Source organism: Mitsuaria sp. BK037 (assembly GCF_014193045.1).
GTDB lineage: Bacteria > Pseudomonadota > Gammaproteobacteria > Burkholderiales > Burkholderiaceae_C > Roseateles.
This window is the reverse complement of sequence record NZ_JACHYS010000001.1, coordinates 1,728,216-1,747,165: the sequence shown is the minus strand read 5'-3', so window position 1 is coordinate 1,747,165 and position 18,950 is coordinate 1,728,216. Positions and strand designations below refer to the sequence as shown.

Annotated in this window: 15 protein-coding genes; 7 read left to right on the top strand and 8 right to left on the bottom strand. The window is 72.0% G+C overall.

The annotated features are described in order from the left end of the window. Positions 1-82 precede the first annotated feature (82 nt). The gene (locus FHT37_RS07180) at positions 83-1,504 is read right to left on the bottom strand and encodes a sorbosone dehydrogenase family protein (RefSeq protein ID WP_183479809.1); all 1,422 of its coding nucleotides are present in this window, start codon (positions 1,502-1,504) and stop codon (positions 83-85) included. A 182-nt stretch (positions 1,505-1,686) separates the two neighbouring features. Here FHT37_RS07180 and FHT37_RS07175 point away from each other — a divergent pair, with 182 nt between their 5' ends. Beyond that, positions 1,687-3,819 carry a TonB-dependent receptor gene (locus tag FHT37_RS07175; RefSeq protein ID WP_183479807.1) on the top strand — a complete coding sequence of 711 codons (2,133 nt, stop codon included), beginning with the start codon at positions 1,687-1,689 and terminating at the stop codon, positions 3,817-3,819. A gap of 24 nt (positions 3,820-3,843) precedes the next feature. On the opposite strand, the gene FHT37_RS07170 is transcribed toward FHT37_RS07175, so the two are convergent. The 6 genes from FHT37_RS07170 to FHT37_RS07145 form a co-directional block, all read right to left on the bottom strand. Next, positions 3,844-5,838, bottom strand: coding sequence for a response regulator (locus FHT37_RS07170; RefSeq protein WP_183479805.1), 1,995 nt, complete (start codon positions 5,836-5,838; stop codon positions 3,844-3,846). Beyond that, complete coding sequence (locus tag FHT37_RS07165; protein WP_183481370.1) at positions 5,835-6,776, bottom strand: sensor histidine kinase KdpD; 942 nt, start codon at positions 6,774-6,776, stop codon at positions 5,835-5,837. Before FHT37_RS07165 ends, FHT37_RS07170 begins: the two co-directional genes overlap by 4 nt. Positions 6,777-6,848: 72 nt before the next feature. Beyond that, on the bottom strand, positions 6,849-7,889 hold the full coding sequence (locus tag FHT37_RS07160; RefSeq protein WP_183479803.1) for an ATP-binding protein: 1,041 nt from the start codon (positions 7,887-7,889) through the stop codon (positions 6,849-6,851). 2 nt (positions 7,890-7,891) lie between these two features. Beyond that, entirely contained in the window at positions 7,892-8,338 is a 447-nt protein-coding gene (locus FHT37_RS07155; RefSeq protein ID WP_183479801.1) for an anti-sigma regulatory factor, read from the bottom strand. Further along, on the bottom strand, positions 8,286-8,720 hold the full coding sequence (locus FHT37_RS07150) for an STAS domain-containing protein (RefSeq protein WP_091724769.1): 435 nt from the start codon (positions 8,718-8,720) through the stop codon (positions 8,286-8,288). The genes FHT37_RS07155 and FHT37_RS07150 overlap by 53 nt, the downstream gene beginning before the upstream one ends. Further along, on the bottom strand, positions 8,717-9,607 hold the full coding sequence (locus FHT37_RS07145; protein WP_091724768.1) for an STAS domain-containing protein: 891 nt from the start codon (positions 9,605-9,607) through the stop codon (positions 8,717-8,719). Before FHT37_RS07145 ends, FHT37_RS07150 begins: the two co-directional genes overlap by 4 nt. Positions 9,608-9,813: 206 nt before the next feature. On the opposite strand from FHT37_RS07145, the gene FHT37_RS07140 reads away from it, so the two are divergent. From FHT37_RS07140 to FHT37_RS07120, 5 genes are all read left to right on the top strand, one after another. Next, positions 9,814-10,911 carry a response regulator gene (locus FHT37_RS07140; protein ID WP_183479799.1) on the top strand — a complete coding sequence of 366 codons (1,098 nt, stop codon included), beginning with the start codon at positions 9,814-9,816 and terminating at the stop codon, positions 10,909-10,911. A gap of 111 nt (positions 10,912-11,022) precedes the next feature. Then, positions 11,023-11,814: a beta/gamma crystallin-related protein gene (locus FHT37_RS07135; RefSeq protein WP_255489511.1), complete on the top strand. Its 792-nt coding sequence runs from the start codon at positions 11,023-11,025 to the stop codon at positions 11,812-11,814. A gap of 111 nt (positions 11,815-11,925) precedes the next feature. Continuing rightward, positions 11,926-15,516: a response regulator gene (locus tag FHT37_RS07130; RefSeq protein ID WP_183479794.1), complete on the top strand. Its 3,591-nt coding sequence runs from the start codon at positions 11,926-11,928 to the stop codon at positions 15,514-15,516. Positions 15,517-15,529: 13 nt separating this feature from the next. Further along, entirely contained in the window at positions 15,530-16,360 is an 831-nt protein-coding gene (locus tag FHT37_RS07125; protein ID WP_091724765.1) for a protein-glutamate O-methyltransferase CheR, read from the top strand. Positions 16,361-16,526: 166 nt separating this feature from the next. Continuing rightward, positions 16,527-16,913 carry a hypothetical protein gene (locus FHT37_RS07120; RefSeq protein ID WP_183479792.1) on the top strand — a complete coding sequence of 129 codons (387 nt, stop codon included), beginning with the start codon at positions 16,527-16,529 and terminating at the stop codon, positions 16,911-16,913. Positions 16,914-17,188: 275 nt separating this feature from the next. Here FHT37_RS07120 and FHT37_RS07115 read toward each other — a convergent pair whose 3' ends face one another. Next, on the bottom strand, positions 17,189-17,488 hold the full coding sequence (locus tag FHT37_RS07115; RefSeq protein ID WP_183479790.1) for a hypothetical protein: 300 nt from the start codon (positions 17,486-17,488) through the stop codon (positions 17,189-17,191). Between the two features lie 460 nt (positions 17,489-17,948). On the opposite strand from FHT37_RS07115, the gene pepA reads away from it, so the two are divergent. After that, on the top strand, positions 17,949-18,749 hold the full coding sequence (pepA, locus tag FHT37_RS07110) for a flocculation-associated PEP-CTERM protein PepA (RefSeq protein ID WP_183479788.1): 801 nt from the start codon (positions 17,949-17,951) through the stop codon (positions 18,747-18,749). The last annotated feature ends 201 nt before the right edge of the window (positions 18,750-18,950 follow it).

Sequence of the window (18,950 nt, the reverse complement as noted above, 5' to 3'; positions counted from 1 at the left end):
AAAATGAAAATGGCACCCAAGTGCCATTCTCCAATGCCGCCCTCGAAAGGGAAGGGCGCGACGGCGCCCGATGCGCGGCTCCTCAGCGGGAAGCCGGCGTGCTGGCCGCGCCGGCCGCGGCCGGGAAGGCCGCGCGAGGCCCGGCGGCGCCGGCCGCCGTCACGCGCCAGATCGCGTTGCCGACGTCGTCCGCCACCAGCAGCGCGCCCTGGCGATCGATCGCCACGCCCACCGGCCGGCCCATCGCCTGGCCCTTGGCGTCGAGGAAGCCGGTCAGCACGTCGATCGGCATGCCGCTGGGCTTGGCGCCGACGAAGGGCACGAAGACGACCTTGTAGCCCGCGGGCACCTTGCGATTCCAGGAGCCGTGCTGGCCGATGAACATGCCGTGCGCATAGTCCTGCGTGAGCTTGTTGCCATCCGCCGAGGCCAGCCCCAGCGAGGCCGTGTGCGCGCCGACCGCGTAGTCCGGCACCAGCGCCTGCTCGACCAGCTCCGGCCGCTGCGGCTTGACCCGCTCGTCGACGTGCCGGCCGTACCAGCTGTAGGGCCAGCCGTAGAAGCCGCCGTCGCGCACCGAGGTGATGTAGTCGGGCACGAGGTCGTCGCCGAGCTCGTCGCGCTCGTTCACCGCCACCCACAGCGCCTTGCTGGTGGGCTCCCAGGCCAGGCCCACCGGGTTGCGCAGCCCCGAGGCGAAGACGCGCGAGGCGCCGCTCTGCAGGTCGATCTCCAGGATCGCGGCGCGACGCTGCTCGTTCTCCAGGCCGTTCTCCGCGATGTTGCTGTTGGAACCGATGCCCGCGTAGAGCTTGGTGCCCTCGGCATTGGCGATCAGGCTCTTGGTCCAGTGGTGGTTGATCGTGCCGCCCGGCAGGTCCGCCACCTTGACCGGCGCGCCGGCCAACCGGGTCTGCCCGCTCGCGTAGGGGAAACGGACCACCGCGTCGGTGTTGGCGACGTAGAAGTTGTTGCCGATCAGCGCCATGCCGAAGGGCGAGTTCAGGCCCTCGGCGAAGGCGAAGCGCTGGTCGGCGACGCCGTCGCCGTCGGTGTCGCGCAGCAGCGTGATGCGGTTGGCGCTCTTGGGCGTGGCGCCGGCCTTCTTCTGGAACTGCTTGGTGATCCAGGCCTTGGGACCCTTGCCGTCGTCGGGGCGCTCCGGCGCGTTGGTCTCGGCGATGAGCACGTCGCCGTTGGGCAGCACGTGCAGCCAGCGCGGGTGGTCCAGCTTGTCGGCGAAGCGCGTGACCGCCAACCCGGGCGCCGCCTGCGGCTTGCCGCCGGCGGGCCAGCCGACCGCCTTGGCGACCTTGACCGTCGGCACCAGCGTCCTTTGCGGCTCGGGCAGCGTCGGGTTGGGCCCGTAGCCGGGCGGCGTGGCGGTCTGCGCCTCGAGCGCGAGCACGGCCTGATGGCCGAGCGCCGCGACGGCGGCGAGGGCCGTCAGCGCGAGGCCGGCGGCGGCTGGGCGCGCGAGGCGCCGGAAGGTGTTGTCGTTCATGCGGACTCCAGGCGGGATCGGTCCGTGCGCGGACCGGGACGCCGCGTCCGGGCGCGGCACCTCGTGCGGTCCAGCAAGCGAGGTGCCCGGACCTGGCGCGCGTCGCACGCCGCTGGCATCCCGATTGCTCCCTCGGGCGCCGGGCCGCGTATCGTCGCGGTCCGTCATTCACCGGGGACTTCATGCGATCGACGAGGGAATGGATAGGCGCCGCGGCGCTGTGGGGATGGGGACTGGCCGTGGCGCAGGGACAGCCGGCCGCGCTGCCGGCGGTGGTGGTCACCGGCAGCACGTCCGAGCGCGCGCTGCAGGACGCGCCTTACGCGGCGTCGGTGGTCGACGCCGACACGCTGCGCGGCGCCGGCCCCGGCATCCATCTGTCCGAGGCCTTGAATCGCGTGCCCGGCCTCACCGCCAACAACCGACAGAACTACGCGCAGGACCTGCAGCTGTCGTCGCGCGGCTTCGGCGCGCGAGCCCCGTTCGGCGTGCGCGGGCTGCGCCTGTACACCGACGGCATCCCGGCCACGATGCCCGATGGCCAGGGGCAGGTGACGCACTTCGACCTGGCCTCCGCCGCGCGGGTGGAGGTGCTGCGCGGGCCCTTCACCGCCCTGTACGGCAACAGCTCGGGCGGCGTGATCGCGCTGGTGAGCGCGCCGGTGCGCGAGCGATTCGCGGAACTGGACCTGGACGCCGGCAGCGCCGGCCTGCGCCAGACGCGGCTCCAGGCCGGCACGCCTTTCGGCGACGGCTGGGAGGCGCGACTGGGCGCGTCCCACCTGGAGACCGACGGCAGCCGGCCGCACAGCGCGGCCAGGCGGACGCTGGCCAGCGGGCGTCTGGCCTGGACCGGCGCGCGCGACCAGGTGCTGATGCTGCTCAGCGACATCGACCAGCGCGCGCAGGACCCACTGGGACTGACCGCCGCGCAGCTCGCCGCCGATCCGGACCAGACCGCGGCGTCGGCGACGCAGTTCAACACCCGCAAGAACGCCCGGCAGACGCAGCTCGGCCTGCGCTGGCGTCATCAGTTCGAAGCGGCAAGTCCCCTGGCGGAAAGCGTGCTGACGGCCTATGCGGGCCGGCGCGCGGTGACGCAGTGGCAGTCCATTCCGGTCGCCGCGCAGACGCCGCCGGGCAGCGGCGGCGGCGTGGTCGACTTCAGCCGCGACTACGACGGCATCGACGCGCGGGCGCTGTGGCGCGTCGGCGCGGCGACGCTGGTCACCGGCGTGAACACGGAACGCCAGGAGGACGACCGCCAGGGCTACGAGAACTTCGTCGGCAGCGGCGCGGCCCAGCGCCTGGGCGTCACCGGCGCGCTGCGCCGCGACGAGGGCAACGAGGCGATCACCCGTGAGGCCTACGCGCAGCTGGAACTGCCGCTGACGGCGACGCTGGACGCCAGCGCCGGCCTGCGCGCCGGTCGCGTGCGCCTGGCCGCGCGCGACCGCTTCCTGAGCAACGGCGACGACTCGGGCGCGATGCGCTACCGCTACGCGACGCCGGCCGTCGGACTCGGATGGCGACTGACGCCGGCGCTGCTGCTGCATGCCGCAGTCGGCCGCGGCTTCGAATCGCCGACGCTCAACGAGTTCGCCTACCGGGCGGACGGGCAGGGCGGCTTCAACGCGGGACTGCGGCCGCAGGAGAGCACGCAGCAGGAACTGGGCGCCAAGTGGCGCGCGGGGACGGTCTCGCTGGACGCCGCGGTGTTCCATGTCGCGACGCGCGATGAGATCGGCGTGCTGTCCAACAGCGGCGGGCGGTCGAGCTTCCAGAACGTCGGTCGCACCCGGCGCAGCGGCGTGGAGCTGGCGGGCAGCTGGGACGCGACGCCGCGCTGGCGGGCCCAACTGGCGCTCGGCACGCTGAAGGCGCGATACCGCGATGGATTCCTGACCTGTGTCGGCACGCCCTGTCCATCCGCGAACGTGGCGGTGCCCTCAGGCAATCGCATCGCCGGAACCAACGGCGGCAGCGCCTACGCCGAGCTGGCCTGGCGGCCCTTCGAGACGGCGCGCGACGGCGAGTGGGCGGTCGAATGGCGCGGCGTCAAGCGCACCGCGGTCAACGACCTCAACAGCGAATGGGCCGCCGGCTACGGCGTGCTCAACCTGCGGGCGCGTCACGGCTGGACCGTCGGCGCGCTGCGCGCCGAGCTGACCGCCCGCATCGACAACCTGGCCGACCGTCGCTACGCCGGCAGCGTGATCGTCAACGACGGCAACGGCCGCTTCTACGAGCCGGCGCCGGGCCGCGCCTTCTGGCTGGGCCTGTCGCTGCGCGCCGCGCCGCCGGGCGGCGGCTGATCCGGCGCCGGGTCGCGGCGCGCCTCAGCCCACGTCCGCGCGGGTGATCTGCGCCACCAGCCGCATCAGCAGCGGCGGCTTGAGCGGTTTGGCCAGGTGGGCGTCGAAGCCGGCCTGCAGCGCCTGCTGCCGGTCCACGTCGCGCGAGAAGGCGGTCAGCGCGATCGCCGGCAGCCGCTCGCCGGGCGGCTCGAGGCCGCGGATGTCCCGCACCAGGTCGTAGCCGTCGCGACCCGGCATGCCGATGTCGCTGATCAAGAGGTCGAAGGCGTTGCCGGCCAGGGCCAGCAGCGCCTCGTCCGCGCCGTGGACCACGGTCACCTGCGCGCCGCGCTCGCCCAGGATCAGTTTCAGCATCGCGCCGGCGTCCACGTCGTCGTCCACGACCAGCACCCGCAGGCCCGGCAGCACGATCGCCGGCGCGTCGCCGGTGGCGGCCTCGCCGAGGGCGCCGAAGGCGCTCAGCATGCCGGGGCCGGTGTCCACGTCGGGCGGCGCGTTGTCGGCACCGGGCAGCCAGAAGCGGAAGGCCGCGCCGCGCCCACGCCCTTCGCTGTGGACCTCCACCCAGCCGCCATGCGCCTCCACCAGACTCTTGACGATTGCCAGCCCCAGGCCGAGCCCGCCGTGCTGGCGGCTGCTGGCCGCGTCACTCTGGGTGAAGCGGTCGAAGACATGGGGCAGGAACTCCGGCGCGATGCCCTGGCCCTCGTCGCGGACCTCCACGCGCACGCCGCCGTCGGCGGCTCGCAGCGTCAGGGTGATCGTGCTGCCGCGCGGCGAGAACTTGGCGGCGTTGCCCATCAGGTTCCAGATCACCTGCTGCACCCGCCCGCTGTCGGCCAGCAGTGGCGTGGCCTCGTCCCGCAGGTCCAGCGCCAGCCGGTGGCCGCTTTCGTCGAGCGTGTGCTGGACCACCGCCGCCGCCTCGCGCAGCACCGCGCCGGCCTCGACGCGCTCGCGCGCCAGCGGCAGCTTGCCGATGTTGAGCCGGGACATGTCCAGGATGTCGGTGATCATCCGCGCCTGGATCGACACGTTGCGGTCGATCGCCGCCAGCCCCTTGACGAGCAGCTCCGGCGGGCTGTGCCGCTGCAGCACGTGCGTCCAGCCCATGATCGCGTTCAGCGGCGTGCGCAGCTCGTGCGACAGCACCGCGATCAGGTCGTCCTTCATGCGCGAGAGCCGCTCGGCCTCGCCGCGCGCGACGCGCTCGCGGTCGAGCAGTTCCTGGCGCTGCCGCGCCAGCAGCTGGCGCTGCGAGATGTCCGAGGCCATCGCCATGCAGATGCCGGGCTCGATCGGCGGCGAGGCGGTCCATTCGACCGGCACCGCGCGGCCGCCGCTCGAGCGCAGCGGGAACTCCGCGCGCGCGCCCTCGCTGCCGAGCATCGCGATGAAACCGCGCGCGGCGCCTAGGTCATCGCTGGCGACGAAGTCGGTCAGCGGGCGGCCCGCGACCGCTTCGCCCTGGTCGGCGCCGAGCCCCAGCAGCGCCAGCATCGCGGGATTGGCTTCCAGCAGCGTGCTGTCGCCGGCCCGCAGCAGGCAGATGCCGATCGGCGCCTGCGCGTAGACGGCGCGGAACTTGGCCTCGCTGCGCCGCATCGCCTCTTCGGCCTCGCGGGTGCGCACCAGCGCCTGGATGGTGGACACCAGCACCGCCGGCTCGACCGGGTGGGTGAGGTAGGCATCGGCGCCGGCGTCCAGGCCGCGGACCTTGTCCTCGTCGGTGAGGTAGGCGGCGGTCAGGTGGATGACCGGCATACGGAAGGTGCTGGCCTGGGCGCGCAGGCGGCGGCACAGCTCGAAGCCGTCGATGTCGGGCAGGTGGATGTCCAGCACGACGGCGGACGGCCGCTGCTCCGCGGCGCGCAGCGCCTCGGCGCCGGTGGCGGCTTCCAGCGTCGGGAAACCGGCCGCGTTGAGCAGCCGCACCGTGGTGTAGCGGCCCACCGGATCGTCGTTGACGACGAGCAGCCGGTGCCGCGAGCGGTCGATGGCGTGGGGCTCGCTCATGCGTCGGGCACTTCCCTGACTGCGTTGGCCTCCGCGTCGGTGGGCGCTTCGGTCGCGCCGGTCGCGCCCGGCAGCTGCAGCGGCAGCGTCACCGAGAACACCGACCCCACGCCCGGCGTGCTGCTCAGCGCGACGCGGCCGCCGAGCAGCTCCGCCAGCCGCTTGCTGAGCGACAGGCCCAGGCCGGTACCGCGCAGGCGCTTCTGGATCGGCGAGTCGATCTGGGCGAAGTCCTGGAAGATCGCGCCGTGGAATTCCGGCGCGATGCCGATGCCGGTGTCGCGCACGGAGAAGGTGACCTCGTCCGCGCCGTCCGGACCGTCGCCCACCACCGCGCTGACGCGCACCTCGCCCTGCGCGGTGAACTTCAGCGCGTTGGAGATGAAGTTGCGCAGGATCTGCGACAGCTTGGCGTTGTCGGTGAAGAGCTGCGAGACGCCTTGCGGCTCCTCGAAGACCAGCTGCACCTCCGGGTTGACCAGCACCGGCTTGAACATGCCGCGCAGCGCCGCGAACAGGTCGACCAGCTCGAACCAGGCCGGCGAGATGTCGATGCGGCCGGCCTCGACCTTGGCCAGGTCGAGCAGGTCGTTGACCATGTCGGCGAATTCCTCCGACGTGGTGCGGATGAAGTTGATCTGCCGTTCCTGCTCCAGCGTCAACGGGCCGTCGATGCGGTCGAGCAGCAGCCGCGTCAGGCTGCGGATCGACGAGATCGGCGTGCGGAACTCATGGCTCATGTAGGCGAGGAAGCGGCTCTTGAGCTCGGTCGCCTGGCGCAGCTGCTGGGCCTGCGTGTCCAGCTCCGCGTACAGCGCCAGCACGCCGCGGTTGGTCTCGTCGAGTTCGCTCTGCAAGGCCTCGACCTGGGCGCGGGCCGCGGCCAGCGCGGCCTGCAGCGCGGCGACATCCGGAGCGATGGTCGTGGTGTCGTTCATGGGCGTCATGCGCGTTCCAACTGTGACAACTGTCCTCACTGTCTCGCTGTCCTCACGGTCCTTCATCGTCCGTCATGGTCCTTCATGGCGGCGCACCACGACGACGGTCGCGTCGTCCCGTCCGCGCAGGTGGTCCCGGGCGATCCATCCGGCGATGACCGCCGGGTCGGCCTGCAGCAGGCCGGGCGTGTCCGCCAGCGACCAGCGGCTGACGATGCCATCGGAGTGCAGCACCAGCACCGCGTGGGGCGGCCAATCGTAGACCACATCCTGCAGGCGTCGCACCTGCAGGCCGAGCGTGCCGTGCTGCGATAGCAGCGAGCGGTCGGCCACGCCGGAGATCAGGCGCCCGATGACGTTGCCGGCGCCGCCGAAGCGCAGCGACGCGCCGCCTTCATCGAGCGCGACCATCGCGGCGGCGCAGCCGCGCGTGCTTCGCAGCGGCTCGTGCGCGCTGTCCAGGAAGGCGGCCGGCGAGGCCAGCAGGCCCGGCGCCGCCTCGCCCAGCAGCGCCATCAGCCGATCCGCCGCCGTGGCCGCGTCGGGCCCGTGCCCGAGGCCGTCGGCCAGCGCCAGCGACCACTGCGTGCCGTCGCGGCGCAGGGCCCAGGCGTCGCCGCTCACCGACTCGCCGGGCGCCGCGAGCGACAGCCCGGCGATGTCGAAGGCCGCAGGGCGCGCGGGCACGGACGTGCGCTCGCCCCGCACCGCGAGGCGGGTGGCGATGACCGTGCCCCGGCCAGGCGCCGAGAACGCGCCGAAGCGGTCGGCCTGGCGCCGGATCGCGCCCAGGCCCGTGCCGGACGAGCCGCCGGTGCTGTAGCCGTCGCGCAGGCAGCGCTCGAGGTCCATGCCGTCGCCCTGGTCCATGGCCAGCACCTGCACGGCGGGCGGGCCCCCATCGCGCGCGACGTCGGGGCCGACCAGCAATTCGGCCTTGCGGCCGGGGCCGACGTGCCGGACCAGGTTGGTGCCGAGCTCGGTCACCACCAGGGCCAGCCGGCCGGCGGCGTCCGCGTCGAAGCCCAGTTCGGTGGCCAGCGCCTGCGCGGCCCGCCGGGCCTCGCCCACCTGACTGACGTCGTCGATGGGGAAGCGACGAAGCGGACGCATGGCTACTTCCAGCGCGTGATCGTCACGCGCGTGCCGCGTCCGGGCCCGGACTCGATCTCGAAGTCGTTCACCAGCCGCTTGCTGCCGGACAGGCCCATGCCCATCCCGTTGCCCGAGGTCCATCCATCCTTCATCGCCAGCTCCAGGTCCGGAATGCCCGGCCCCTGGTCGACGAAGGCAAGTTGCAGGCCCGTGCGCACGCCGGCCTGGACGAACTGCCAGGCCATCTCGCCACCGCCGCCGTAGATCAGCGTGTTGCGCGACAGCTCGCTGGCCGCGGTGATCATCTTGGTCTGGTCGACCAGGGAGAAGCGCAGCTCCTGCGTCAGGCGCCGCACCAGCTGGCGCGCCAGCACGATGTCGGACTCGACGCGGATCGGCAGCGCGCCGGCGGACTCAGCGGCCGGCACCGGGCGGCTCCTCGATGTCGTCGGTCGATGCGGCCTCATCCTCGTCCAGCCCGGCCTGCGCCAGGGCGTCGGCGCGGCGCAGCAGCGCCATGCCCCGCTCGACGTCCAGCGCGGTGCTCACGCCCGGCAACGACAGGCCCAGCTCCACCAGCGTGATGGCCACCGCCGGCTGCATGCCGACGACCACCGAGTTGGCGCCCAGCACCCGGGCGATGCCGGAGATGCCGGCCAGCATGCGGCCGATGAAGGAGTCGACGATCTCCAGCGCGGAGATGTCGATCAGCACGCCGGTCGCGCCGGTCTCCTGGATGCGGTTGGCCAGGTCGTCCTGCAGCGCCATCGCGGTCTGGTCCTGCAGGTCGACCTGGATGGTGACCAGCAGCGTCCTGCCCATGCGCAGGATGGGGATGCGCGTCGTCATGCGGCGCCGCCCGTGCCGGCCGTTCCGCTCATGGCGCCCGGGGCGGCCTTGGCCCTGGAGACGACGAAGCCGGCGCGTCGCATCGCCAGCGCCAGCGCGTCGGCCAGCGTCGCCTTGGTCGTGATGCCTTCCAGGTCGATGCCCAGGTGCACGATGGTCTGCGCGATCTGCGGCCGGATGCCGCTGATGATCGCGTCCGCGCCCATCAGCCGGATGGCGGTGACGGTCTTGAGCAGATGCTGCGCGACCAGCGTGTCGACGGTCGGCACGCCGGTGATGTCGATGATCGCCAGCGCGGAGCCGGTCTCCACGATGCGCTGCAGCAGCGTCTCCATGACCAGCTGGGTGCGGCCGCTGTCGAGCGTGCCGATCATCGGCACCGCCAGCACGCCGTCCCACAGCTTGACGACCGGGGTGGAGAGCTCCAGCAGCTCCTGCTGCTGGCGGGCGATGATGTCCTCGCGGCTGCGCTGGTAGGTGCTGACGGTGTGCTGCGCCATGTGGTCCAGCAGCGAGGACACCTCCCAGGTGGCGTCCACGAGTGCGGCCGGCTGGTCGCTGAAGCGGCGTTGCAGGCCGGCGAACAGCGGCTTCTTGAGCGCCAGCACGAAGCGGCTGGTGTCGGCGGCGGTCGATCCCTGGGCGGCGCGCGAGCGCGACAGGCTCGCCAGCACCTCGCGCAAAGGCGCCCAGGGCGCATCGTCGAAGTTCTCGGTGTTGCCGGTGGCGCGCACGCCGGCGAGGAGGGCGTCCAGCAGTTCGCCGGTCTCGCGGCCTTCGCTGGCCAGCGCGCGGCCGCTGGCGGCGAGTTCGGCCTGCCATTCGGCGAGCACACGGTCGCGTTGGGTGGACAGGAGATCTTCGACGGCGGCGCTGTTCTGTTTCATCGGGTCCTCTTGGGCGCGGTTGACGCCGTGATGCGGGGAGAAGGGTGCGCGGGATGGCGCGGCGGCCGCGATCGTACTCTGCCGACCTCACCCGCTCCGGCGTCACGGGGCGAGGATTGGGGGCGGGTAAGCCCTGGGGCGAAATGGGCATGCCGTTTGCCCAGTGCCCCTGTCAGACATTCAAGACCAACGATTGGGAGAACGACGTGGCCGATGAGATCAGCGTGCTGGTGGTGGACGACAAGCCGCAGAACCTGCTCGCGATGAAGGCGCTGCTGGCCGACTCGGGGCTGCGCGTGTTGACGGCGGAATCTGGTCCCGCCGCGCTCGAACTGCTGCTGGTGCATGACGTGATGCTGGCCCTGCTGGACGTGCAGATGCCGGGCATGGACGGCTTCACCCTGGCCGAGCTGATGCGCGGGGCGGAGCGTACCCGGCACGTGCCGATCATCTTCCTGACCGCCGGCTCCCAGGAGGCGCAGCGCAGCTTCAAGGGCTACGAGGCCGGCGCGGTCGACTTCATCTACAAACCGGTCGACGCGCATGTGCTGCGCAGCAAGGTCGCGGTCTTCGCCGACCTGCACCGCCAGCGCCTGATGCTGGCCGAGCGCATCGTCGAGCAGGAACGCCTGGCGCGGGTGAACGCGCTGATGCTGGGCGCGCTCAGCCACGACATCCGCAGCCCGCTGTCGGTCATGATGCTCAACGCCGAGCTGCTGATCCGCCAGACCGAGTCGCCCTCGCTGCAGAAGGCCGGCCAGCGCGTCAAGGCGGCGGCGACGCTGCTCGGGCGCCAGGTGGACCACCTGGGCAGCCTGGCGCGGCGGCCCTGCGAGCTGCTGCAGGTGCAGCCGGTGCGCAGCGACCTGGCCACGCTGGCGGCACAGCGCCTGGACGTCGAAAGCAACCAGGCGGTGATGTGGGTGCCGCCCGCGTTCGAACGCGTCGGCGACACCACCGGCGACTTCGATCCGGAACTGATGGCCCAGGCCATCGACCGGCTGATCATGCAGGGCGCCACGCATGCCGGCGACTGCGGGATCCGCATCCAGGTCGACGGCGCGGCGCATCGCTCGCTGACGCTGCGCATCAGCTTCGATCGCGTGCTCGAACCCGAGGCCGCCATCCACCTGTTCGGCGGCACCGAGCCGGTGTCGGGCATGTCCTCGGCCCTGGTCGGCCCGGGGCTGGAAGAGCCCGAGCGCGTGGCGCGCGCGCATGGCGGCTCGCTGATCGGCGCGTCGCGGGCGCGGCAGGGCACGATGTTCGAGCTGCTGCTGCCGCGGCTGCAGTCGGAACGTTGAGAGGCCCCGATGCGGCGTGGCGTCCTACAGCCCGGGCCAGCGCGGCCCGACAGACCCCGGCGCGCCGCTGGACCACAGTGGAGGCATCGCATCAACACGATGGGGATCGTCATGAAGCCTTGCAGCTCCCGCACGATGAAGGCGGCCGTCGCGGCCGCCGCCTGCGTCCTGGCCGGCCAGGCGATGGCCGACATCACCTTCTACGAGGACGAGCAGTTCCGCGGCCGCACCGGCGGCATCGACACGCAGGTGCGTTTCCTCAAGGAGATCGGCTTCAACGACCGCGCGTCCTCGATCGAGGTGCGCGGCGAGCGCTGGGAGGTCTGCGAGGACCCGGACTATCGCGGCCGCTGCCGCGTGCTGCAGCCGGGCAGCTACCCGTCGCTGCGCTCCATGGGCCTCGACAACCGGATCAGCTCGGCGCGGCGCGTGGACGAGCGCGCCGAGGTCGGCCGCGACCGCTACGGCCCCGAGCCGCAGCCCACCTACTACCGCCGCGGCGAGGAGACGCTGTACCAGGCGCAGGTGGTGTCGGTGCGCGCCGTGATGGGCAACGGGCAGCAACGCTGCTGGATCGAGCAGAAGGAAGTGCGGGACCGGCCCAACGTCGGCGGCGCGGTGATCGGCGGCGTGCTGGGCGGCATCCTGGGCCATCAGTTCGGCGGCGGCAGCGGGCAGGCGGTGACGACCGCGGCCGGCGCGATCGGCGGCGCGGTGGTGGGCAGCAACGTGAACCGCAACGACGTGCGCAACGTGCAGCGCTGCGGCGCGGCGCCCAACGGCGGCAACCCGCAGTACTGGGACGTGACCTATCGCTTCAACGGACAGGAGCACTACATGCAGACCCGGCAGCCGCCGGGAGCGACCGTGACGGTCAATGCGCGCGGCGAGCCGCGCGAGTGACCGGCCAGGGTCATCGACAGCCCCCCGAGAGGATCCCGGGGACCGGCCGGGACGAGGGCGCGCTAGCATGCGCCCCCGTCCCGGCCGCCCCGCTTTCTCATTCATGCATTCATGAACACCACGACGACTTCCGGCCCCCTCGCCAGCGCCACCGGCGCCACCAGTGCCAACAGCGCGAACCTTGGCGGCGCGCTCGCCCGCCGCCATGAATGGCTCCCGCTGCCCACGCTGCTCGGCTTCGCGCTGGCGGTGCTCACCATCGTGGTCGTCGCCGCCTTTTCATGGCGCACGCAGCGCACGCAGGCGGAGGCCGCCGATGCGATGGCGCGCACCCTGGCCGTGCAGGAGCAGATCCAGGCGCTGGGCTCGGCGATCAAGGATGCCGAGACCGGCCAGCGCGGTTTCCTGATCACCGGCCTGGACAACTACCTGCTGCCGTTCAACACCGCGCAGGTCACGCTGCCGGCCGCGACCGAGCGCCTGCGCGCGAGCTTCCAGAACTACCGTTCGCAGCTGGCCCGGCTGGAGCTGATCGAGCAGCTCGTCAAGGCCAAGCTGGGCGAGATGGAGGAATCCATCGCGATGCGCCGCAAGGGCGACGGCATCGGCGCGGTGACCGTGGTGCAGGGCGACCGGGGGCGGATCCTGATGGAGCGCATCCGCACGCTGCTGGGCGAGATGGAGCGCGAGGAGCGCGATCGCGCCGCCGAGCGCCGCGCGCTCTGGGACGCCGCCGTCCAGCAGACGGCCGGGATGATGTGGGGCGGCTCGGCGCTGCTGCTGGTGCTGACGGCGGTCGCGGCCGCGCTGAGCGCGCGCGCCCATCGCGCCGCCCGCACCGAGGAGTGGCTCAAGGCCGGCCTGGCCGGCCTGGGCGTGGAGTTGCAGGGCGACCCGCATGTGGAGCGGCTCGCCGACGTCGCGACCAGCTTCCTGGCGCGCTGGACCGACGCCCGGGTGGGGGCCTTCTACGTCACCCAGGACGACGGCAGCTACCTGCGCGTGGGCGGTTATGCGTTGCCGGTCGCGGCGGAGGGCGAGTCCGCGCCCGTGGTGCGCGGCGGGGACACGCTGGTGGGCCAGGCGGCGCGCGATCGCCGGCCGGTGCATGTCACGCGGCTTCCGGCCGACTACCTGCCGGTCAGCTCCGCGCTGGGACGGGCGACGTCGACCGAGCTGCTGATCGCGCCGGTCGGCGTGGACCGGCGCCTGCAGGGCGTGATCGAACTCGGATTCCTGCATCACGTCGGCGAGGCCGAGCGCGAGCTGCTGGCGCGGGTGGCCGAACCGCTGGCGATGGCGCTGCGCGCCGCCAAGGACCGCAGCCGGCTCGAGTCGCTGCTCGAGGAGAGCCGCCGCCAGGCCGAGGAACTGCAGATGCAGCAGGAGGAGCTGCGCGCCAGCAACGAGGAGCTGGAAGAGCAGGGCAACGCGCTGCGCGACTCGCAGCTGCGGCTGGAGAAGCAGCAGACCGAGCTCGAGGAAAGCAACACCCAGCTCGAGGAGCAGGCGCGCCAGCTCGAGCTGCAGCGCTCGGAGCTGACCCAGGCCCAGGCGCAGCTGACCGACCGCGCCGAGGCGCTGGAGCGTTCCAACCAGTACAAGAGCGAGTTCCTGGCCAACATGAGCCACGAGCTGCGCACGCCGCTGAACTCGACCCTGATCCTGGCCAAGCTGCTGGCCGACAACAAGGACGGCAACCTGAGCGAGGAGCAGGTCCGCTTCGCGCAGACCATCAGCTCGGCCGGCAACGACCTGCTGGCGCTGATCAACGACATCCTGGACCTGTCCAAGATCGAGGCCGGCAAGGTCGACATGCAGATCGACCGCGTGTCGCTGCCGCGCCTGCTGCAGCAGCTGACCCAGGTCTTCGCGCCGATCGCCGCGCAGCGCAACCTGGCCTTCGGCCTGCAGCTGGCGCCCGGCGCGCCCGAATGGATCGAGACCGACGAGGCCCGCCTGGGCCAGATCCTCAAGAACCTGCTGTCCAACGCGCTGAAGTTCACCGAGCGCGGCTCGGTGCGCATGGAGGTGGGCGCCACCGCCGACGGCCGCATCGCCTTCGCGGTCACCGACACCGGCATCGGCATCCCGGCGCACCAGCAGGCGCCGATCTTCGAGGCCTTCCGGCAGGCCGACGGCAGCACCCATCGCAAGTACGGCGGTACCGGGCTGGGCCTGTCGATCTCGCGCGACCTGGCGCGGCTGCTGGGCGGCGACATCCACCTGCGCAGCGCGCCCGGCGAGGGCTCGACCTTCAGCCTGGTGCTGCCGCCCACGCACGAGCTGCCGGCCGACGGCCAGGTGCAGCGTCCGCTGTCGCCGGCGCAGGCGCCGATCACCGCGCCGCCGGCCATCGCCGCCTTCCAGGCCTCGCTGCCGGCGGACGGCGAGGCGGAGGAGGGCGCCGACGGCCTGGCGGTGTCGCTGCTGCGCGAGCCGGCGCCCGCCGCGCCCGAGCCGCGGCTGCCGCAGCTCGACGACGACCGGCTCTCCTGGGTGCCGGGCGACCGCGCCATCCTGGTCATCGAGGACGACCCGCGCTTCGCGCTCATCCTGCGCGACCTGATCCGCGAGATGGGCTTCGTCTGCCTGATGGCGCACACGGCCGAGAACGGCCTGTCCGTCGCCCAGCGCTATGCGCCCAGCGCGATCCTGCTGGACATGAACCTGCCGGACCACTCCGGGCTGGGCGTGCTGGACCGCCTCAAGCGCGAGCCGCTGACGCGGCACATCCCGGTGCACGTGATCTCGGTGGCCGACTACACCCACGAGGCGCTCGAGCGCGGCGCGGTCGGGTATGCGCTCAAGCCGGTCAAGCGCGACGAGCTGGAGATCGCGCTGCAGCGGCTGGAGGCCAAGTTCTCGCAGCGCCTGCGCACGGTGCTGGTGGTCGAGGACGATGCCCGGCAGCTCGACAGCATCCGCCACCTGCTGGCGGCGGACGAGGTCCGCATCCATGGCGTCTCGACCGCGGCCGAGGCGCTGGAGGCGCTGCGCCAGTCGACCTTCGACTGCATGGTCATGGACCTGAACCTGCCGGACATGAGCGGCTACGACCTGCTCGACCAGATGGCGCGTCAGGACGACGTCGCCTTCCCGCCGGTGATCGTCTACACCGGCCACACGCTGTCGCCGCAGCAGGAGCAGCAGCTGCGGCGCTACTCGCGCTCGATCATCATCAAGGGCGCCCGTTCGCCCGAGCGGCTGCTCGACGAGGTCACGCTGTTCCTGCACCAGGTGGAAGCCCAGCTGCCGCCCGAGCGCCAGCGCATGCTCAAGGAGGTGAGGGCGCGCGACAACATGCTGGAGGGGCGGCGGGTGCTGATCGTCGAGGACGACGTGCGCAACATCTTCGCGCTGTCGGCGGTGCTGGAGCCCAAGGGCGTGAAGGTGGAGATCGCGCGCAACGGCCGCGAGGCGCTGGAGCGGCTGGCCGCGCCGCTGCAGGGACCGGGCGCGAAGGCGCCGGTGGACCTGGTGCTGATGGACATCATGATGCCGGAGATGGACGGCTACACCGCGATGCGCGAGATCCGCGCGCGGCCCGAGCTCAAGCGGCTGCCGATCATCGCGCTCACCGCCAAGGCGATGAAGGACGACCAGGAGAAGTGCATGGCCGCGGGCGCCAACGATTACATCGCCAAGCCGCTGGACATCGAGAAGCTGCTCTCGCTGGTGCGGGTCTGGATGCCGCGCTGAGGACGACCGGCCGATGGCGCAAGCAGCCCCCGAGCTGGACATCGAGGTCCGCCTGATCCTGGAAGCGATCTACGAGCGCTACCACTACGACTTCCGCGACTACGCCGGCACCTCGCTGCGCCGCCGCCTGAAGGCGGCGATGCAGCGCTTCCACTGCGCCAACCTGTCGCAGCTGCAGGGGCGGCTGCTGCGCGAGGCCGAGGTCTTCCGCTCGGTGCTGGCCGACCTGACGGTGCAGGTCAGCGAGATGTTCCGCGACCCCGAGTACTTTCGCGCGCTGCGCGAGCAGGTCGTGCCGGTGCTGCGCACCTTCCCGTCGCTGCGGATCTGGGTGGCGGGCTGCAGCGGCGGCGAGGAGGCCTATTCGATGGCGATCCTCATGAAGGAGGAAGGGCTGCTGGAGCGCACGCTGATCTACGCGACCGACATCAGCCACGAGGCGCTGGCGCAGGCGCAGGCCGGGGTGTACCGGATGGACCAGGTGCCGCTGTTCTCGGAGAACCACCGGGCGTCGGGTGGGAGGGGCTCGCTGTCGGAGTACTACACGGCCGCCTATGACCATGTGCTGATGGACAAGGCGCTCAAGGAGCGCATCGTCTTCAGCGACCACAGCCTGTCCACCGACAGCGTCTTCGCCGAGGTCCAGCTGGTGTCCTGCCGCAACGTGCTGATCTATTTCAATCGCGCGCTGCAGGACCGGGCGCTGGGCTTGTTCAGCGAGGCGCTGTGCCGCAACGGCTTCCTCGGCCTGGGCGCGCGGGAGACGCTGCGCTTTTCCTCGCATGCCGGCGATTTCGTCGAGATCGCGGCGCGTGAGCGGCTCTATCAGAAGCGGGCGCGTTGAAGACCCTCACCCCAACCCTCTCCCGCAAGCGGGCGAGGGGGTCGTGTGGCCTTGTGGTCGTGCGGCCGCGCGGGAGCAGCGATGGGGTTTGCATGTCTGGGCTGCGGGTCCGGCCTTTGCCGAACTGTCTGCATCGACCCCTCGAGGTCTTGCAAGGAGTACCCAGATGGCCACCAGCAGCATCCTTGGCGGCGTGCCCGCCCCGTCGCAGTCCAAGGGACGCGGCACCGACTCGCTCGGCCCGAGCGACAGTTCCGACAGCGGCAGCGACGTGCTCGGCGAACGTCCGCTGGCCACCGGGACGGACGATCCGGATGAACTGGGCGCGACGCCCGCCGATCCTTCCAGCGATACCGACCGCTTCGGCACCGGCGAGCGTGGCTCGGCCACGCCGGGCCGCGCGACGGACGCCGCCGACATCCTGCCGGACCGGGTGAGCCGCTCGCCGGCGATCGAGGACGTGGACGCGTCGATCGACGTCGAGGACCTGGCCAGCGGCGACGATCCGTCCGCGGGGCCGGATCCGGAGCATAAGGACGATCCGTCGGCCTGAAGCGCCGGTGGAGAGAAGCCGCCGGCAGCGCGCAAGCGCCGCCGGCGCCGCTCAGCCGCGGCCGGTGCGGATCCGGCGCGGCGAGGCCCGCCGTGCGCCGCGCCCAGGTGTCGCCGACGCGGCGCGCGTGCGGGCGGGCGTGGCATCGGTGGCAGAGGTGCGGACGTGGCGATCGGTGGGCATCGCGGCTCGAGGGCAAGGAGTGTGCCCGTCCCGCGGCGATCGATGGCGATCGCCATCGCGCATGGCGCGCGTGGGGTGCGGAGCTACGACGCTCAGAGCGCGCCGATGATCAGCATCGAGGCGAGCACGCCGCCCGCCAGCGCGATGAGCCACAGGCGCAGCGGCGCAGGCTCCTGGCGCGGGCGGCGCTGCTGGTGGCGGTGCGTCAGGAAGCAGGCCACCGCGGCGCCGCCGGCCAGCAGGAAGACGAGCGCGAAGCCCAGTCCCTCCACCGAGCGGTTGTGATGCAGCGCCAGCGCCAACACGATCTGGCCCAGCATCAGCCCGGCGACGCCGGAGGCGGCGGTGGAGGTCAGGGCGGCGGAAGCGGCGGAGCGGGCGGGCTGGGACATGGCGGGCGAAGGGGCGTCGGAAGCGATGCGCGATTGTCCGGTGCGGCCGCGCCGATGCGGCCACGGAAAAGCGCCGGGCGAGCGCAGTAATTCGCGCCGAGGCGCATCGACGCATGCAAGCGCAGGCCGCGCATGCCGATGCGGGCCACGCATCCCGATGCAGGTCGTTGCAGGCTGCACGTGCCGATGCACATCGACGCATGCCGACGCACCTTGACGCGTTGGCGCCGCAGCGCGACTTGCCCCCGATGGCATCGGGGATGTGGCCCGTCGCGCACACGCGGCATCCCGCGAACGCGGGGGCGTTCCAGGCACGCCGGGGGCGGTTCGTCGCACCTTCCGGGTACAGCCCCCGGGAGGGGCCGTTTTTATGTGGGTGGACGTACAGACGCTCTCTGGGGCGCCTGGGGACACTGCGCCGTCCGCGATTGGCGGACATCTTTCTATCGGAGCAACCACCATGACCCTGCCTTTGCTCTCCCGCAAGCCTGTGGCGTTCCAGCGCACCCTGCTGGCCATCGCCCTGGCCGCCGTCAGCGCCAGCGCTTCCGCGCTGCCGCAATTCACCTGGGACCCGGCCACCGCCGGCCTGAACGGCTCGGCCTTCACCGCCGACAACCTGCTGGTGTCGAACTACTCGACCATCACCTTCGGGGCCGGCAACACGTTCAGCGAATCGGGCTACCTGGCCATCAGCGCCGCCCAGCTCGGCGGCACCACGCTGCCGTCCAACGGCCTGAACTCGGACTACGGCTTCTACATCCAGTTCAGCGGCAACGGCACGCTGACGCAGGCCGGTGACCCGGGCTCGGTGTCCACGGTCGGCACGCTGACCTCGCTGACCTACACCCTGTACGGCTACAACGGCACCTCGTCGTTCGGCTTCGCGGGCAACACCCCGACCGAAAGCGCGGCCGGCGAAGTGGCCCTGGCCAGCGGCTCGCTGGTGCTGGGCACGGTGGCGACCACGCCGCTGGGCGACGGCACCTTCAACCCCTCGGCCAATGCCAAGCTGACGCTGAACTGGCTGGTGCCGGGCTTCCAGACCTCGCTGCCGGTGTATGACCTGGCGCTGACCTCGTTCTCCAACACGACGTCGCAGGTCGAGCCCTTCGCCGGTGGCTTCCGCATCCGCCAGGGCGGCGGCTCGATCAACTTCGCCGCCGCCGTGGTGCCGGAGCCCTCGACCTACGCGATGCTGATCGCCGGTCTGGGTGCCATCGGCTTCGTGGCGCGCCGTCGCGGCCGCACGGAGAAGTGATCGTGCGACCGGTCCCGCCCGGGGCTGGTCAGGTCCAGGGTCCGGATCTCGAGGGCATGCGGGTGCCCGCAAGCGCCGGACCGACACGCGCGACACGGCGACGGTGCGGGCCGGCACCGTGGCGCGCGGCACGGAGCGTTCAACAGGCGCTCGACGACGCCCCGTCCTCGACGGGACGTCCGCTGCGATGCTTTGAAGCGA

Bases quoted from the DNA above. Each gene is read 5' to 3' on its own strand.
- FHT37_RS07180 (WP_183479809.1), bottom strand. From the start codon at position 1,504: ATGAACGACAACACCTTCCGGCGCCTCGCGCGCCCAGCCGCCGCCGGC.
- FHT37_RS07175 (WP_183479807.1), top strand. From the start codon at position 1,687: ATGCGATCGACGAGGGAATGGATAGGCGCCGCGGCGCTGTGGGGATGG.
- FHT37_RS07170 (WP_183479805.1), bottom strand. From the start codon at position 5,838: ATGAGCGAGCCCCACGCCATCGACCGCTCGCGGCACCGGCTGCTCGTC.
- FHT37_RS07165 (WP_183481370.1), bottom strand. From the start codon at position 6,776: ATGAACGACACCACGACCATCGCTCCGGATGTCGCCGCGCTGCAGGCC.
- FHT37_RS07160 (WP_183479803.1), bottom strand. From the start codon at position 7,889: ATGCGTCCGCTTCGTCGCTTCCCCATCGACGACGTCAGTCAGGTGGGC.
- FHT37_RS07155 (WP_183479801.1), bottom strand. From the start codon at position 8,338: ATGAGGCCGCATCGACCGACGACATCGAGGAGCCGCCCGGTGCCGGCC.
- FHT37_RS07150 (WP_091724769.1), bottom strand. From the start codon at position 8,720: ATGACGACGCGCATCCCCATCCTGCGCATGGGCAGGACGCTGCTGGTC.
- FHT37_RS07145 (WP_091724768.1), bottom strand. From the start codon at position 9,607: ATGAAACAGAACAGCGCCGCCGTCGAAGATCTCCTGTCCACCCAACGC.
- FHT37_RS07135 (WP_255489511.1), top strand. From the start codon at position 11,023: ATGAAGCCTTGCAGCTCCCGCACGATGAAGGCGGCCGTCGCGGCCGCC.
- FHT37_RS07130 (WP_183479794.1), top strand. From the start codon at position 11,926: ATGAACACCACGACGACTTCCGGCCCCCTCGCCAGCGCCACCGGCGCC.
- FHT37_RS07125 (WP_091724765.1), top strand. From the start codon at position 15,530: ATGGCGCAAGCAGCCCCCGAGCTGGACATCGAGGTCCGCCTGATCCTG.
- FHT37_RS07120 (WP_183479792.1), top strand. From the start codon at position 16,527: ATGGCCACCAGCAGCATCCTTGGCGGCGTGCCCGCCCCGTCGCAGTCC.
- FHT37_RS07115 (WP_183479790.1), bottom strand. From the start codon at position 17,488: ATGTCCCAGCCCGCCCGCTCCGCCGCTTCCGCCGCCCTGACCTCCACC.
- pepA (WP_183479788.1), top strand. From the start codon at position 17,949: ATGACCCTGCCTTTGCTCTCCCGCAAGCCTGTGGCGTTCCAGCGCACC.